This window comes from Capnocytophaga canimorsus, assembly GCF_002302565.1.
In the GTDB taxonomy this organism is placed as follows: Bacteria; Bacteroidota; Bacteroidia; order Flavobacteriales; family Flavobacteriaceae; genus Capnocytophaga; species Capnocytophaga canimorsus.
In genome coordinates, this window is record NZ_CP022382.1 from 1,999,839 (window position 1) to 2,015,896 (window position 16,058).

13 protein-coding genes are annotated in these 16,058 nt (G+C 37.4%); 8 read left to right on the forward strand and 5 right to left on the reverse strand.

What is annotated here, in order from left to right; translation table 11 throughout:
• The first annotated feature begins 30 nt into the window (after window positions 1–30).
• From CGC47_RS08770 to CGC47_RS08805, 8 genes are all read left to right on the forward strand, one after another.
• Complete coding sequence (locus CGC47_RS08770) at window positions 31–1,086, forward strand: LLM class flavin-dependent oxidoreductase (protein ID WP_095900252.1); 1,056 nt, start codon at window positions 31–33, stop codon at window positions 1,084–1,086.
• A gap of 59 nt (window positions 1,087–1,145) precedes the next feature.
• Window positions 1,146–2,663: a RagB/SusD family nutrient uptake outer membrane protein gene (locus tag CGC47_RS08775; RefSeq protein WP_041999471.1), complete on the forward strand. Its 1,518-nt coding sequence runs from the start codon at window positions 1,146–1,148 to the stop codon at window positions 2,661–2,663.
• A 55-nt stretch (window positions 2,664–2,718) separates the two neighbouring features.
• Window positions 2,719–3,849 carry a putative zinc-binding metallopeptidase gene (locus tag CGC47_RS08780; protein WP_041999458.1) on the forward strand — a complete coding sequence of 377 codons (1,131 nt, stop codon included), beginning with the start codon at window positions 2,719–2,721 and terminating at the stop codon, window positions 3,847–3,849.
• A gap of 3 nt (window positions 3,850–3,852) precedes the next feature.
• Window positions 3,853–4,884 carry a DUF4302 domain-containing protein gene (locus CGC47_RS08785; RefSeq protein WP_041999461.1) on the forward strand — a complete coding sequence of 344 codons (1,032 nt, stop codon included), beginning with the start codon at window positions 3,853–3,855 and terminating at the stop codon, window positions 4,882–4,884.
• Window positions 4,885–4,909: 25 nt separating this feature from the next.
• Window positions 4,910–5,503, forward strand: coding sequence for a hypothetical protein (locus tag CGC47_RS08790; protein WP_232779655.1), 594 nt, complete (start codon window positions 4,910–4,912; stop codon window positions 5,501–5,503).
• Window positions 5,504–5,610: 107 nt separating this feature from the next.
• Window positions 5,611–6,783, forward strand: coding sequence for a DUF4856 domain-containing protein (locus CGC47_RS08795; protein WP_095900254.1), 1,173 nt, complete (start codon window positions 5,611–5,613; stop codon window positions 6,781–6,783).
• 720 nt (window positions 6,784–7,503) lie between these two features.
• Entirely contained in the window at window positions 7,504–8,547 is a 1,044-nt protein-coding gene (locus tag CGC47_RS08800; RefSeq protein ID WP_095900255.1) for a carbohydrate binding domain-containing protein, read from the forward strand.
• A 126-nt stretch (window positions 8,548–8,673) separates the two neighbouring features.
• Entirely contained in the window at window positions 8,674–9,594 is a 921-nt protein-coding gene (locus CGC47_RS08805; RefSeq protein WP_041999223.1) for a hypothetical protein, read from the forward strand.
• Between the two features lie 126 nt (window positions 9,595–9,720).
• Here the strand turns inward: CGC47_RS08805 and CGC47_RS08810 are convergent, their stop codons facing one another.
• From CGC47_RS08810 to CGC47_RS08830, 5 genes are all read right to left on the reverse strand, one after another.
• Window positions 9,721–10,476 carry a TIGR03915 family putative DNA repair protein gene (locus CGC47_RS08810; RefSeq protein ID WP_041999205.1) on the reverse strand — a complete coding sequence of 252 codons (756 nt, stop codon included), beginning with the start codon at window positions 10,474–10,476 and terminating at the stop codon, window positions 9,721–9,723.
• A complete protein-coding gene (locus CGC47_RS08815; protein WP_041986742.1) occupies window positions 10,476–11,735 on the reverse strand; it encodes a putative DNA modification/repair radical SAM protein in 1,260 nt (419 codons plus the stop codon). The genes CGC47_RS08810 and CGC47_RS08815 overlap by 1 nt, the downstream gene beginning before the upstream one ends.
• Window positions 11,736–12,185: 450 nt before the next feature.
• Window positions 12,186–14,219 (reverse strand): LTA synthase family protein, encoded by a 2,034-nt coding sequence (locus CGC47_RS08820; protein WP_095900256.1) that lies wholly within the window; start codon window positions 14,217–14,219, stop codon window positions 12,186–12,188.
• A gap of 239 nt (window positions 14,220–14,458) precedes the next feature.
• A complete protein-coding gene (locus CGC47_RS08825) occupies window positions 14,459–14,839 on the reverse strand; it encodes an HU family DNA-binding protein (RefSeq protein WP_013996495.1) in 381 nt (126 codons plus the stop codon).
• A 562-nt stretch (window positions 14,840–15,401) separates the two neighbouring features.
• Complete coding sequence (locus CGC47_RS08830) at window positions 15,402–16,034, reverse strand: putative polyvalent protein kinase domain-containing protein (RefSeq protein ID WP_095900257.1); 633 nt, start codon at window positions 16,032–16,034, stop codon at window positions 15,402–15,404.
• Window positions 16,035–16,058: the final 24 nt, after the last annotated feature.

Consider the following 16,058-nt stretch of genomic DNA (forward strand, 5'->3'; position numbering starts at 1 on the left):
ACAATAAATACTACAAGAAAGAATATAAAAATGAAGTCAAAAAAAATAGAATTAGGGATTACTTCTTTTGGAGAAACGACTCCGCTGGAAGCTACAGGTAAAGCCATTTCACACGCTGAGAGAATACAAAATATGGTTGAAGAAATGGAACTTGCCGATGCCGTAGGACTTGATATTTACGCCATTGGGGAGCATCATCGTTCGGATTTTGCCGTATCGGTGCCTGAAATGGTATTGGCAGCAGGAGCGGTGAATACGAAAAACATTCGTCTGTCGAGTGCTGTTACGGTGCTTTCCTCTTCCGACCCGATTCGTATTTATCAAAATTTTGCCACCCTCGATGCTATTTCCAACGGAAGAGCCGAAATAATGGTCGGGAAAGGGTCTTTTATTGAATCCTTTCCGCTATTTGGGTATAGCTTAGATGATTACTACGGATTATTTCACGAAAAATTGGATATGCTTTTGGAAATTTCCGAAAAAGAGCTTCTTACTTGGGAAGGACGACTAACGCATTCGGTGGACGCAAGAGGCGTTTATCCCAGAGCCGTGCAAGAAAAGTTACCCATTTGGGTAGCCACAGGCGGAAGTCCTGAAACTGCCGTTCGCACTGCTAAAATGGGATTACCTATCGCCTTTGCTATTATCGGGGGAGAGCCTCGTGCATTCAAACAACTGATTGACGCATATCGCCAAATAGGTAAGCAGTGGGGACATACGGCAGAGCAGTTGCAAGTAGCATCACACTCGTGGGGATTCATCGCTGAAGATAACCAACAAGCTGTGGATATGTACTTCCACCCAACCAAACAAGTAGTTGATGCCATCTCGAAAGACAGACCGCATTGGCAACCGCTTACCAAAGAGCAATATTTGAATTCGGTAGGGGAATACGGAGCAATGTTCGTAGGCGACCCAAAAGTAGTTACCGAAAAGATTATAAAAACTATTGAAACCCTGCAATTAGACCGATTTATGCTACATATGCCTATCGGTTCGTTGCCTCATCAGGCGGTATTGAAAGCCATTGAACTTTTCGGGAAGGAAGTCGCTCCGAAAGTGAGGGCTTATTTTGAAGAAAGATAGTTTTTTAGTATTTGCCCAACGAAAGAGCATCAAATCAAATAATAAAAATATCAGATGATATGAAATCAATCATAAAACTAACATTAGTAGGCTTGTTTCTGACCTCGTGTCAAGGTTTTTTGGACAAAGACCCTGATTCGTCGCTCAATGTGGCAATTGATTCGGAAGAAAAAATAGCAGAACTACTCACAGGAGCTTATCCTCAGGCGAGTTATTTTGCTTTTCTGGAAGCCCGAACCGACAATGTCGAGGAGCGAATCGGAGGGGTACACACGCGTCTGAACGAAGCGATGTACTTCTGGGAGGATTACGACCAAGAAGATTTGGACACGCCCTTAAACTACTGGAATGCGTGTTATGCAGGTATCGCACAGGCAAACAAAGCGTTGGAATTGTTGGCTTCATATCCGAAAACGGACCGAGTAAAGGCTTTGTACGGAGAGGCTTTTTTGCTTCGAGCGTATTTACATTTTATGTTGGTCAACATCTGGGCAGAACCTTACGGAACGGAAAAAGCCAAGAATAGTGCTGGTATTCCGTATCTAACCAAACCTGAAAAACACGCTTTAGTCGATTACAAACGTGGAACAGTTGCTGAAGTTTACGAAAAAATTGAAGCCGATTTAAAGTTAGGAATTACGTTGGTTGATGATAATTTCTACAAAAAGCCTAAATTTCACTTCAACAAAAAAGCGGCTTATGCCTTTGCTTCGAGGTTTTACTTGATAAAAGGCAAATGGGATTTGGTTATTGAGTATGCTGACTACGTTTTGGGAAGCAACCCCAAACAAACCTTGCGAAATTGGGAACATTACGCCAGATTGCACGGCAATAATCGTAAATCTTTGTTCGCTACCTATACTGCAACGGAAGAACCTGCTAATCTGCTAATCACCACTACCGAATCGCGTTGGAAACGCAATTTGCCTGTTGATAAATACGGATTTACTGACCAGAAAATCAGTGAGATATTTGCGTCAAAAGGGATTGACGGTTGCGATAGTGATGCAGGAAGAAAGCTCAATTACGTAACAACTTATCTGTTTTCCGATTCGGAAAGACCTGTAAATAACGGAACGTATATTGCCAAGTTCGATGAATTGTCTCTTTTGGGAAGTACAGGAACGAAGCCCAAAGATTTGTATGTAACCAATGTGCTTTTCACCACTGATGAAGTCTTGCTTAACCGAATGGAAGCCTACGCAATGAAGCGTGAATACGAAAAATCGGTTGAAGATTTGAAAGAATACATACGAGGAAAATACGGAAATTTGGCAGTTCCGCCGTGTTCTAATGAGTCGTACACGTCAATCAATAGTAGTTTTTATGAAGTGTATAGTCCTTTTTATGGGCTGACTTTAAAGCAATTGGCTTTGGTTAAAATCATTTCGGATTTTCGTCAGAAGGAATTTCTGCACGAGGGATTGCGTTGGTTTGACATCCGCCGATTTTACATTCCTATTCGCCGAAATTCTAAAAGCCCAATTTACCAACCGCTTCGCAAGGAAGACCCACGAAAGTTATTGCAAATTCCTGCCGAAGCCATCAATCGAGGTTTAGCACCCAATCCGAGATAACTTGTAGGGAAAGGACGTGTCCTTTCCGCTTAAAATAAAAAATAATCAACATACAATGAGAAGAATATACATAATATTAACATTGGTTTTGCTCAGTTGTAACAAAGAAAAGCTATCCGACCAAAGCGTGGTGGAAGCCAACATTGTGCAACGTAATTATACCGAATTGGATACTTGGATACGCAATGAATTTACCTTACCTTACGGAATTGAGGTCAATTATCGTTGGGACGGAAACACGGCTCCGAAAGGAAGTTACACCTATCCGCCAGAGGCTAAAAATATTCAAAAGGTATTGCAAACCATAAAGCATTTGTGGCTCGAAACCTATACATTGGCAAATGTGGGCGGCAAGGATTTCTTAAAAGGAAAAAATCCGATTAAGATTTATATGTACGGAGGGCAAAATGTTGATGAAAATGGAGTGGAATTATTGTCGAACACCGCAACTACTTCGGCAGAAATGCACCTGTACGATGTCAATAATTTCGATGAGAAGGATTATGCCAAAGTCTTTGCCTTAATGCGAAGCGTACACCATCAATTTGCCAAACGATTGATGGAATTATTGCCTTACGACCGAGATAAATTTTTGAAAATCAGTTCAGGAGGATATGTGTCTAATACAAAAGAATTGCCTGAAAGAGAGCCTATTGTCAAATATATCCGTAAGGCTTCTGATTGCACAAGAGACCGAGATGTACAAGCCAACCAATCGTTTGCTTATGTGGTAAAAGCCGACCAAGATTTTCTGACACTTCGTATGGGATTTTTCAGTGTTGGAAAAAATGTGACCACGCAAGGGAAATTATATAAAGATAATTGCGAGGAAGTGTTGAATAACGGAAACTCGGTGTCGGAAGTGGTTAGTACCGAAGGAATTAGAGCCAATCGCAGAGGGTTTTTCACTATTCATTCGATGCTTTCTCCTGAAGATGATATGGCTGAGGTAGTTAGTACTTATCTGACGCACAGTGCCAAAGATGTTGAAAACGCTATCGCATTGGGTGGAATACCTTTTAATCCTTCTGACCCAGAAGACCAGCAAGAAGCCCAAGAAGCCGTAAAAAAACTTCGCCAAAAGCAAGAATTTGTAGAAGATTATTTCAAAAAGGAAATCAAAATTAATCTCAAACGAATGCAAACCATCAGCATTCAGCGACTTAAATCATACGTAAATCAATAAAATATGAAAAAATATCTTATTCTGTTGGCTATAATAGGACTTTTTTCTTGCAAAAAGGAAGATGATGGGATTTCTCCTTCGCAAAGAAATCTGCAAAATATCAATGAATTACGTAAGGAACTTACGGAGGCTCCTTATGGCTGGAAGGTGATGTATTTTTCAAAAACGGATTCATTGGCTTTTAGCAATAAAGATGAAGTTTTTAAGAAAGAAATTTTCTATTACAGAGACCAATACGGATACGGAGGGCATTATTTTCTAATGAAATTTACTCCCGAAGGAAAGGTAACAATGTTAGCTGATTTTGATGCTAATAGTAGTTCGAAACCACAAGAAAGTCAGTTCGAAATTAAGCAAAATACCTTTACCGAGCTTAGTTTTACGACCTATAATTACATTCATCAATTGGTAAACGAACAACTAGAAGGCAAGTCCGATTTTTTGTATTTGCGTAAGGATTTTGACCAAAATTTGTTGTTCAAAACCACTAATTCTATTGAACCCGCTCGCGAATACATCGTCTTTGAAAAGTTAAAATCAGAAGAGGCGTGGAAGCATCCGTCAGAAAATAATGTTCAGAAAGCATACGAAAACAGAACATTCTTTGCAAAAATGAAAAATCCGCAAATTGTTATCCGAAAAGGAAGTCGTGTTTTTTTCCAAAGTGACGTTGTTATCAAAACCACAACGGGAACTCCTGAATACAATCGTTTTTTGAAATCAATGACAGCCAATCGGTATTATGTTTTTCTGGCAGGTAAGAAATGGAATGCCAACCCGAATATTACAGTTCCTGATGAGAGTTATGCTTTGGGTTCAGGATATGTAGGAACAGAGCAAGGAATTACGTTTAGAACGGGAATTCGGTATGATAAGAACTATATTTTTTATGATTTTGAGCGAAAAGGAGATACATTTGTATGCGAATTGGTCAAAGTGTACGACCCTATTTATAAAAGATATATGTTTGTGAGCAAGCATCTTTATCCTGATGGCGAACCAACGCATTTTGTTGCTGAAATAGTTGACAAATAGAAACAAGCGAAAAAATGATATGACAATGAATAGAAAATATTTATTTTTGATAATACTATTGGGGATTTTTTCCTGTAATGTAAAAGATAGCGACCCAGCAGAGGAAGATTATAGCAAATTATTTCCTTGGAAAGGAATTGAAAAGCCTGAAAATGCCTACGAGGATATGAATGTCCGATTGTGCAATCCTAACGATGCTTTGAGTAGTTATCGCTATCCTGGGGTTTCCATTGATAACCAGCGGGAGTACGACGTAACCATAAAATGTCAGTACAGAGAAGCTCCACAAACTTCATCTCTTGCCCGATTTGAAGTCCGTTTTATTGATGACAAAAAGCAAATAGTTGCAGTGGGGTCAGATGCTTCGAACAGCAATATAACTCACAAACTTACCGATGGAGTGGAATTTTCTAAAACGTTTAGAGTGAAGTCCGGCTATCCGATGTATTTGTTAGTCAATGGAATTGGTGATAGAGGTTCGAACATAAAAGCAAGTATCTCAGCCGTTTCAAAAGACGGACTTATTGTTGTTCCAACCCTCAGTACCGAGCAATCGCAAAACAATGAAGGACCTAACAGAATTCCGTCCCCGTATTGCGAGTATATTATTTTGCCATAAACGTGTTGGAATGACAGCGGAGCAAATTGTATTGAGAATGAAGACAACACACAAAATTAAATAACCAACTGAACAAGGCGATTCTTGTTCTTACAAACAGAAAAAATATGTGGAAATATACAATTTTAATAGTGTCCCTTTTGGTGTTGGGGTGTAACAAAGGCGAGGGAGAGACGGTAGAGTCGGCGTACGTAGAGCCTTTGCCTCTCGAACTCAAGTACAGCTTTTCCCGCAACGGAAGCAGTAGCGTTGACGTGTTGGAATGCGAACTGGTCAAAGAGCCTATCGACCGAATCTATAATTCTTATCTGAAAAGAGCTCAGATTTCAAATCAAAGCAATTATGATGAGGTAATGGGATTGTTTACCAACGGAATGTATCACCTAAAACCGAAAGAAGAAATAGCTACTTCGCCTTTGCATATTGCTAAAAAATCGGTTATTGAACAAGATATAATAACGCTCATTGATGTATCTAGTGCGATTGCAGGAAGAGGAGAAGCCAATCCTTCTGACCACAGAAATCGTCCTGCTAACTACGGACGCACGGGATATATCGGGCAGAGTATCGGTGATGTAAATCTTTCCTTTGCAGATGAAAAAGGCTTGGTGGTAGCTGAAATTTTCAATAATTCGTTGTTGGGAGCTATTTATTTGGATAAAATCCTAAATTATCACTTGGACGAACAATTTTTTGACAATGCCGAGCTTATCGCCAAACACGAAAATGTAGAATTACTGGTGGGAAGGAATTACACCGAGTTGGAACATCATTGGGATTTGGCGTACGGATACTTCGCTTTCTTGCGTCCGCTGGTACAAGCTGAGGGAATTGCTTTGCTCAAAGATAGCGAACGCACTCTCTTCAATGCTTTTGTTCAGGGGCGTATTGAGTTGGGAAGATATCGTTATGAGGATATGAAAAAACATCTGAAAATCATCAGAAGTGAGCTTTCCCGAGCCATCGCCATTCAGATTGTGGATATTTTGGTGGGTGAAAACACCTTAGTCAATATGGATGAAGGGACGGGCTATGCATTTCCTTTTATCTCTCGTGCGTACGGACTTATTTACACGATGCAATTTGCCAGAAACGCAGAGGGAAAACCTTATTTCACGTATGAGGAAATCCAAAGTTATCTGCAAGAACTTAAAAATGATAAAGGTTTGTGGGATAAAGACAAGCTCCTTTCCGATGTCAATCATAAAGGTTCTTTAAAGAATATTGCTTCTGAAATAGGAAAGCCTTTCGGAATTTCAATCAATGATATAAAAAGATAAAGTAAAGTGGATTTTCTTTTCATCAAGAAGAAATCAGTAAAAAGGAAGTTGATAAATATTCAAAAACAGATAGATTGTTCTTATTTTTAACAAGGAAATTCAAAAAATCATCAGGGATAGAGTTTATCCCTGCTGGGGAAGGACAAAAATCATTAGGGAAGGAATGTATCCCTACTGGGGAAGCATAAAAATCATCAGGGAAGGAGTGTATCCCTGCTGGGGAAGGACAAAAATCATCAGGGATTGAGTATATCCCTGCTGGGGAAGGACAAAAATCATTAGGGATTGAGTATATCCCTGCTGGGAAAGGACAAAAATCATTAGGGATTGAATATATCCCTACTGGGGAGGCGTAAAAATCATCAGGGATTGAGTGTATCCTTGATAAAAAACAATAAAAAATATATGATTTAAAAGGTTTTTATGGTTTTTTAGAAAGAAAACAAAATTATAAATGAGTTAAATCATCTGGAATAAATAAATTTTTTGATGATATAGATAATAAAAAATAGTTTTTTGTACTGATTCCCCCTTTGAAGGGGGGTAGGGGGGATGTAAAATCCAAAAGACATCCTCCGTCCTTCGGACACCTCCTTCAAAGGAGGATTTTGGAGTGTGATAAATTGTATAAAGTTGATGAGATTTTATTTAATTCATAAAACTTTATCAAGAAACTAAAAGCAATAAAATAATATCAAACAGATATAAATAGAAAAAGAGATGAAATACAGAATATTCATAGTATTTTTAATCGTGGGACTTGTTGCTCAAGCACAAAGTAACTTAGTTCCTAATGGAGGATTTGAAGGAGGAAGTTCAAGCAGACCTGATAATTGGTATTTCCCTAATGGATTTGCTTATCAGCGGTCTTCTGATGCACATTCGGGAAGTTACGCAGCCAAAATTTATGCTAATTCAGGAACTTTTTATCTTCATCAAGAAGGAGAGACAAATGCAATTGATGTAGAGGCAAATGCCCAGTACGTTTTATCATATTGGTATAAAGGAGATGTATCTGACCGAAATATGGAGCTTTATGTATCTTGGTATGATGGTGATAGCAGAATCAAAAGGGAAGCTCTCGGAAAGGTTTCTTTTACAAGCCAATGGCAAAAGCGAGAAGTTACACTTACCGTTCCTACAGGGATTAACAAAATGGGAATAGCTTTTTATGTATCACAAAGTAATGGTTTCATCAGTATTGATGATATTTCGTTGGTTTATCAGGGCAATGGCGGAGGCGGTAGTGTTTCAGTCCCAACAGGGGTTTCCACAAGGGAATATCAGCGAGAAATTGAAGTAAGATGGGATAAAGAAGCCGACAGACAGCTGCAATGGGAAGTTTTCGTGAATGACCAGTCTGTAGGCAAGACGCAAACAAATCGATTTCTGGTTACGGACTTAGAACCTCAGAAGAGTTATAGAATAAAAGTTCGTGCTTTAAAAGGAAGTGAGGTGTCCGACTTTTCAAAAGAGATAAATGCCATTACCAACGATATGAGAAGAAGTCAGAATGATATGGAACGTGTTCCGCATCTGCGTACCCTTAACATTGATGGAGAAGTTTCTCAAACAATCGACCTATATTATAATGATTTAGCAAATAAAAATGCAAAAATCCAGTATTTTATAAACTCAAAACAGGTATTTCCGACTAATAATCAGCTTACTTTTCCTAAAAAAGGAAAGCAAACGCTAAAAATCGTCATTGAAGAGGCTCCAAATATGAAGTGGGAGTTGGATTATTACTTAGATGTGAAGTAAAATCTGTATAAAAATGCTTTAAATGATGTTTTCCATAGATTGGGAAATGTTTTTTATTTGTTAGGAAAGCCAAATAAGATAAAAATAAAAGTGAATAATAAGTTTGATAAGATAAATAATATTATTATGAAACATACTATAATAATGAGTTTGTTAGCTGTTTTTCTGGGATTGATGTCTTGTGAAAAAGGGAACAAAGATGAGTATCCGGAAATTAAAGTAGGGAAGGGGAGTGAGTCGCTTAAAGAGATTTCTATAAATAAACTTACTGAAAGGAAGATTGTTTTATCAGGAGGGAATGAGAAATTTTTGGCAAACGTTGAGAATTCAAAATTGGCTCAGGTAACTATTCATAAGGACACGCTAAAAATAAAAGGATTGTTTGAAGGCGAAACGTTCGCCACGATTACTTCGCACGACAGAAAGGCACACCTTAAAATAAACGTGATTCCTCAGGAGATAAGCATTAGTCAGGATTATATTTTGCTTCATCCCCGCGATGAAAGTAAGTTTGTCAGCCTAACGGGCGGAGGTGATATCGTTAATTTAGATGTTGATGACCCTTACGGAATTCTAAACTTAAAATGGAACGGAAAGACTAACATTCTGGAGATAAATGCCCTACACGAAGGGGAAGCTACCATAACGGCTGTATCAAATGGAGTAGCTTCAAAAACACTTAAAGTAGTGGTTCGTTCAGAAGGAAATCTGGAAAAGTTAGGTTACTATTCGAGTTATTCACGTACACTTTCTCACATAGAACCTAAATTGGTTGTTAAACGAGCAGGAGTAGGAACTTGGTTTACTAATAGTACTGTTCCGTATGGTGTTAATGACGGATTTAATCAACGAAGTGCCGTTCGGGTAGGTGAGATACTCAATCCGCAAAAAGGACAAAATGTTCAGGTAGAAATAAAATCGTTTCCTTATCCTACAAGTTTTTCTATTGGTACAGGTACGTATCCTGTTTTTGTTGAAGAAGTTCGTGATACAACTTTCGTAATTCGTGGGAAAGGATTTAAGTTCGTTCTTCCGAAACCCGAATAGTTACGTGAGGTTATGCCATTGTAAAGATAGCTTCGGAAAACAAATCACAACTTTTGGATAAGGTGAGCAAATATATAGGAAACAAATTCTTATTATGCTACTACATTGCCCCAATTTTAATACTTTCTATTTCTCCACCAAATACTTCCAATAGCGTTTAGGAACATATTGTCGGTGGAGTTTTGGGTTGTATCGCTCCTTGATATTCACACTTTGAAAGTAGTTTTTCCAAAGCGTTTCGTAGGGGCGCTCCTCCTCGTGGAAAAAAGCCTCAGGATTTTTAAGTTTTTGCTTGGTAGCAGCATCAGGAACTACGGGAAGTACTTCTTCTAAGTCATAATAAATACCATAACCGCGTTTGAGGTCGTAAATCATCCACTTTTGGTCGGCATATCGGTCTTTAAAATGCTTGATGATTAAAGGTAGAACATCAAAATCGGGAGCTATTTGAGCGAAAAAACTCTCATCTTGCAGTTTTTGGAAACGCACGAAGGCTTTCATTCTGTGAGATTCCCTTTGAACCGACTTTACCAAACGAGCAATGCGCATCATTTGAGTATCGGCATAATTTTCGAAAATATTTTCCTTGGTATTTACCAAATAGCGTACGGCATACAGAATCAAAGACTCTCGCTGAGGGTCTTCCGATAGAAATACTTTCAGAAGTTGGTTTACTGCGGATTTATCGGCATACTTTTCAATGCCTTTCACTACGCGTTCTGCTTTTTCGAAATGGGTTACCACCTCTTGTTCTTCCGAAAAAAGTGCACCAAGGGTATGAGTGCTACATACAATCTCAACATCCGCATAGTGGTATTCAAAAACTTCGAAAACAGCCGTAAGCAATCCCTCGAAACTGCCATCATAGACCAAACGTATCATCAGAATAAACTCAATTGCTGGGAAAAATGATTTTTATATTTAGATTTCATACTACTGATAACCAATTGCCTAAGTTCAAGTTGGTCTAAATATTTTAGAAACGGATTCTTTTCTGCCAAATCAATGAAGAATTTAGCTCGATTTACGGCAACCCCCATTTTTTTCAGATGTTCCATTGTAATGGTCTGAAATCTTCTGGAATTCACGATTTTGTAAGCTGAAGTTCGCCCAATACCTGGAACACGCAAAATCATTTCATAGGCTGCTGTTTGTAAATTCACGGGAAAAAGTTGGGGATTTCTAAGTGCCCAAGCTAGTTTTGGGTCTATCTCTAAATCTAAAAAAGGATTTTGAGGCGTTAAAATTTCGCGTGCTTCAAATCCGTAGAAGCGCATCAGCCAATCTGCCTGATAAAGCCGATTTTCCCGAATCGTGGGAACAGGCGTGGTAAGTGCGGGTAGTCTGCTATCGGCCGTAACAGGAACATAGCCCGAATAATATACCCTTTTGAGTTGAAATTGCTTGTAAAAATGGTCGGCACTGAGGATAATTTGTACGTCGTTTTCGCCTGCTGCACCGATGATAAACTGTGTACTTTGTCCGGCAGGAGCGTATTTGGGAGTTGATTTTATGATTTTTCGTTCCGATTGAGCCTGTACGATGCTGTTTTTTATATGGTTCATTGGTTGAATCATCTGCTCGTGGCTTTTGTCAGGAGCCAATAGCTTTAAGCCCGAAACGGTAGGAATTTCCATATTGATGCTGAGTCGGTCAGCCCACAAACCGGCTTCTTGCAAAAGCTCTGGCGAGGCATTTGGAATGGTTTTCAGGTGAATATACCCATTGAAACGATGCTCGGTTCTTAATTTTTTGGCGATAAGAATCAGGCGTTCCATCGTGTAGTCGGCATTTTTGAAAATTCCCGAGCTGAGGAATAGCCCTTCGATGTAGTTACGACGGTAAAAGTTGATAGTCAAATCCACCACTTCATCTACAGTAAAAGCAGCTCGTTTAATGTCGTTGCTTTTTCGGGATACGCAGTAGATACAATCGTAAATACAGTGGTTGGTGAGTAATATTTTGAGCAGAGACACACAGCGTCCGTCTTCGGTGTAGGTGTGGCATATGCCCGAGGGTGCCGAATTTCCTAAGCCTTTATGGGTATTTTTTCGGTTGCCTCCGCTGGAAGAGCAGGAAACATCGTACTTGGCAGCATCGGCAAGTATGGTTAGTTTTTCGTTAATGCGGTCGTAGTTCATCGTGTAAGGTTTTGAGGTTTTGATGAAAAAGAGAATATCGTCCTTTGCTGAAAACTTCTCTTTTTTCTCTTTTTTAAAAAAGAAAGTTCACTTTTTATTACTGATTTTTAATTGAATAAAAAGAATTTCAGCATTAAGAGCCCCTCGCAAATATAGAATAAACAAACTATTTATACAACAAAGAAAAGGGAGGGTTCTTCTAAAAAAGACGTTAACCTTTGTGAGTTTCTGATTGTAAAACAAGTGTAGGAACACTTCAAATCATTATTGAATTTACTGTAATCATCACTGATGCTTCGGTTCCACTTAGTAAAACAAACGGTATGCCAATCTGAGCGAAATAGCAGAATTTCACCTTAGTAGTTCTACATTTAAAAAGCTACGACTTTTCTTTTGTTACGAATTTGCGTTGGTTTTTTATGGGATACTGTTGTTACTAAACCCAATCCGTTAGTTTTTTTTCTGATTTTTGATGTCGGAATAAATTTGGATTGTCTGTAAAGTTTCGAAACTTTTCAGTTTGTTTGACAGAAATTCTGCGTGTGGACTATCAGAATTGTTAGGAGCAAGTTTCCGTTTTGTGCTGTCTTTCCACGTAAAATATAAGGGCTTTTGGTTTCCTTTGAAAAGTACTCCGAGAGAATCGGCAATGAAGTTATAATCATTTATACCAAAGCGATAATTTAAAGATTTTGAAAATAAATCATCTCCCGAATACACATATTTTTGATTGGAAAGGCTCAAATGAAATAATGTAGGGAAAATATCTTTGTGCGAAGCCATAACGTTTGCATCAAAGAACAGGGGTTTATAATCCTCTGGAACGTAGAAAAGTATCGGAACACTTCGTTGGAGAAAAGCATTCTCACTATCGTATTCAAAAACTTGTCGGATATTATGGTCGCCAGTTACTGCAATAATTGTATTTTTTCCCAAAGGAGAATTTTTAATAAATGCAATGAATTTTGCCAATTGCGAAGTTGCATACTGATGAGCGTAAAAGTTATCTGAAGCCATTTGCTTGTCCACTCTAATGGTTTCTTCAAGCTCTTTTATATCAATCGGATAGGGGGTATAGTGTGAAGGTACTTGGTAAGGCGTATGATTGCTTACAGTTAATGAAAAGATAAAACGTGGCTTTTGCGAAGGAGCACTTAATCGTTCAGTAATATAATCAAAGAGATATCCGTCGTGAACCCCCCAAGCAAAGGTTTCGGCACTGGGGATTTTATCTAAAATATGTGAGCTTCCTTCAATAACATCAAAATATTGATGCTTGATGAAATTGTCCACATTTCTCCACGAGAGGTTCGCTCCTGTGATAAACATCGTTTCATATCCTTGTTCTTTAAAGGGCTTTGCTACTGATGATGAGTATGAAACATCGAAGTAAGGCGACTGAGAAACGATACCCTTAGGGGTGTTTATCAATAAATTCTCTAAGGAATTGATTGTTCCATTATGAGAAGATAAGCAATTCTTAAAGTAATATAAATCAGAGAGCATTGGAGATAAATCACCCAATAGGTTTAATTCCTTGGAATGAAGCTCAAAATAATGATTACTCATACTTTCCATCAAAAAGAAAATAACGTTTGGTGGATTTTTTTCCAAGAAATCATTTTCCTGAGTTGTCGAATACATTTCTGAATTAAACAAGTTGCTATCAGGCTGTTGATACGCTTCTTTTACTTGTTCGACACGTTCAAATCCGTTGTCCTGCAAGGTTCTTTCAATATTAGGATTTAGGTAGTTCTCTTTAAGTTCAACGTTAGCAAACTGCAAAGCATACGGAGCATTATAACAAAGTGAATTGATAAAAAGATTAGTGCTGACGTTTGTATGCTCACGACGAAGCGTAAAAACGCCTAAACTTCCACGCATACCGATAACAAATAAAGGAAATATTATCAGTAAAAGCATACTTGCTTTTTTTGAAATTTGATTTGTATTTTCAAGAAAGCCACGATAGATATACTTATGAACAACTATGAAACTTATAAAAATGAAAGCGAAAACCAGTAAAATCTTAAATATGGGATAGTCTGTCCAAACGGAGTGAAGAACGGCAGACGTATCATCATTAAATATACCAAAAAAGAGAATATTGATATGTGATTGGAAGAATTGATAGAAAAAGAAATCAATAATCTGCAAACTTGTAAAAACCAATAAAACAAACAAAAGGTAATATTTACTAAAAATCAAATAAGCATTTTCAAATTTTCTACTGAAAGATTTTCGAATACATAATGAACTTAGCCAAAAGAGAGCTAAAGGTAAAAACCCATAGCAAATGACAGATACATCAAATCGAGCTCCCATTAAGAAGGCTCGAAACAAATCTGTTTTATGAGAGGATAGTTGCTCATAATTACCATATACGTACAAAAATAGGAAACGATTAGCGAGAAAAAATAAAAAGAAATAAGCGAAATATTTAAGTCCGCTGGATATAATTTTTCCAAATAACGAAAGATTCATTATGTAATATGTGTTGGTTATTAAATGGTATCAGTACAAATCAGGAAAATAAAAGGTGAAGTTTAATAGTTTTCAGCCTTCTATCAAAAGAAATTCATCGTACGGAAATGCAAAATAAAACATAATTTTAGAAAATTAAAAATGATGAATTGATTAAAAATATCAGTACAAAGTTCTTTTATATAAGTTAGTAATAAACAAATCCACTCGTGTAAGGAGTGGATTTGGATAGCTTTGTTTTACAATTTCTTAAAGGTGGCAAGTTTAATCATATTGCTCAACATTTTTCCAGGACGAAAGAGAATGTGACAACTCTTCACTTTACTTGCACTTACTTCTTCTTCTTTTTCGGAAGGAAGCCCCGTTAGTCCCATTTGCAAGGTGAAGTACTCTCCCACACGTACGATGCGTCCTTCTGAGAGGTCAGCACTCACTTTTGTCAAAACGGTTTCAAGCACTGCCAAAATATCTCCTTTGGATACCGTGGACACTGACGAAGCATAATCGGCTAAGTCTTGTAGGTTTGTTTCGCCATCGCCTATTGCGTGTGGATACCACTTTGCAGGTTCGTTGCGTTTTTGTGGGTTCTGTTTCTGAATTGCTTTAAATTTTACAGCCATAACAAACGAATGATTTAAAAAGTTGATAAAATGCTTTTTATGAAACGATACGTATGAGTTTGAAAACTCCGACGTCGCAATTTACAAAATGAGACGTCGCATTTTTGAAATCGTGACGTCAGAATTTTTTACCTCTTACTAAGAAAGAATTTGAATGATGCTTCAAAGGTAAGATAAAGAATTGTAGTAAGCAAATAATCAGTCATTTGGTTTTTAAAAAAGCGAAAGTATAAAGAAGATTTATGTTCTTTTGTGTTTTGTTATAATTGGCTTACGTGTTTCTTTGATAAATATTGTATTTTGTTTGTGAACGGGTTGGTGTTTCAATTACTAAAACTAAGGATTGATAGTAACTATTTTGCCCTCTCGCATTACTACTATCTTCTGATTGTTTTTACGCTTATGAGCAATCATTCATTGGTAACTAAGCTCTAATCCTTTTACTATCTTTTCTTTCTGCGTTTCTTGATGTTGCTTTTTTTCATTGTTCTTTTTTAAATGGGAAAAACAATAAAATTTATACGGATTTTGGTTCGTGTGATTTTCAGAAATTTCCAGTTGCTTAAAAATCTTTGGTTAGGTAAAAAACGGTATCTATAAAGTATAAAACATTGTTTTTTGTTAGTACATTTTCATCGTGTAAATCTTCCAAAATAAGCCCTAACTCTGATGAAATATAATCGTTATGCCTAACATTTTTAAAATTGTTATATTCCAAAAAACGTTTTACTTGTTGTGTGTCAGTGATTTCATCGGTTTGAATAAATTCTTGCTTCACAACGGAATGTAAATTTCCTTCCACCAATTTAAAACCAAGTAACTCATATTTAGTCGCACTAAAAAGATGATTATGTATCAATAAACTATTAAAATAGTCGTACCACCTCTCGTAAAAAACACAACTATTGAGTTTTATTACGTTATGGTTGTCGTATCGATAAATCTTTTGTTCAGCCCCTTCCGTGAGATAGTTTTCTGGGTTGATATTTTCCTCGAACCACAAATTATTTTCCTCAATGTAGCCTATGAGTCTTTTTTCTTCTTGACTTTTGACAGACTCTTGGCTTTTAAGGTCTTTACTTGCCGTTTCATTTCCTCTAAGGAAACGCTGGATTGTTTGGATAAGGCTTGTTTGCCCATCGTATTCATTGCCGTTAATGATATTTTGTAATTCATCTTTTAATGTATTGTTCATTATATTATTACTTTAACCTACGGT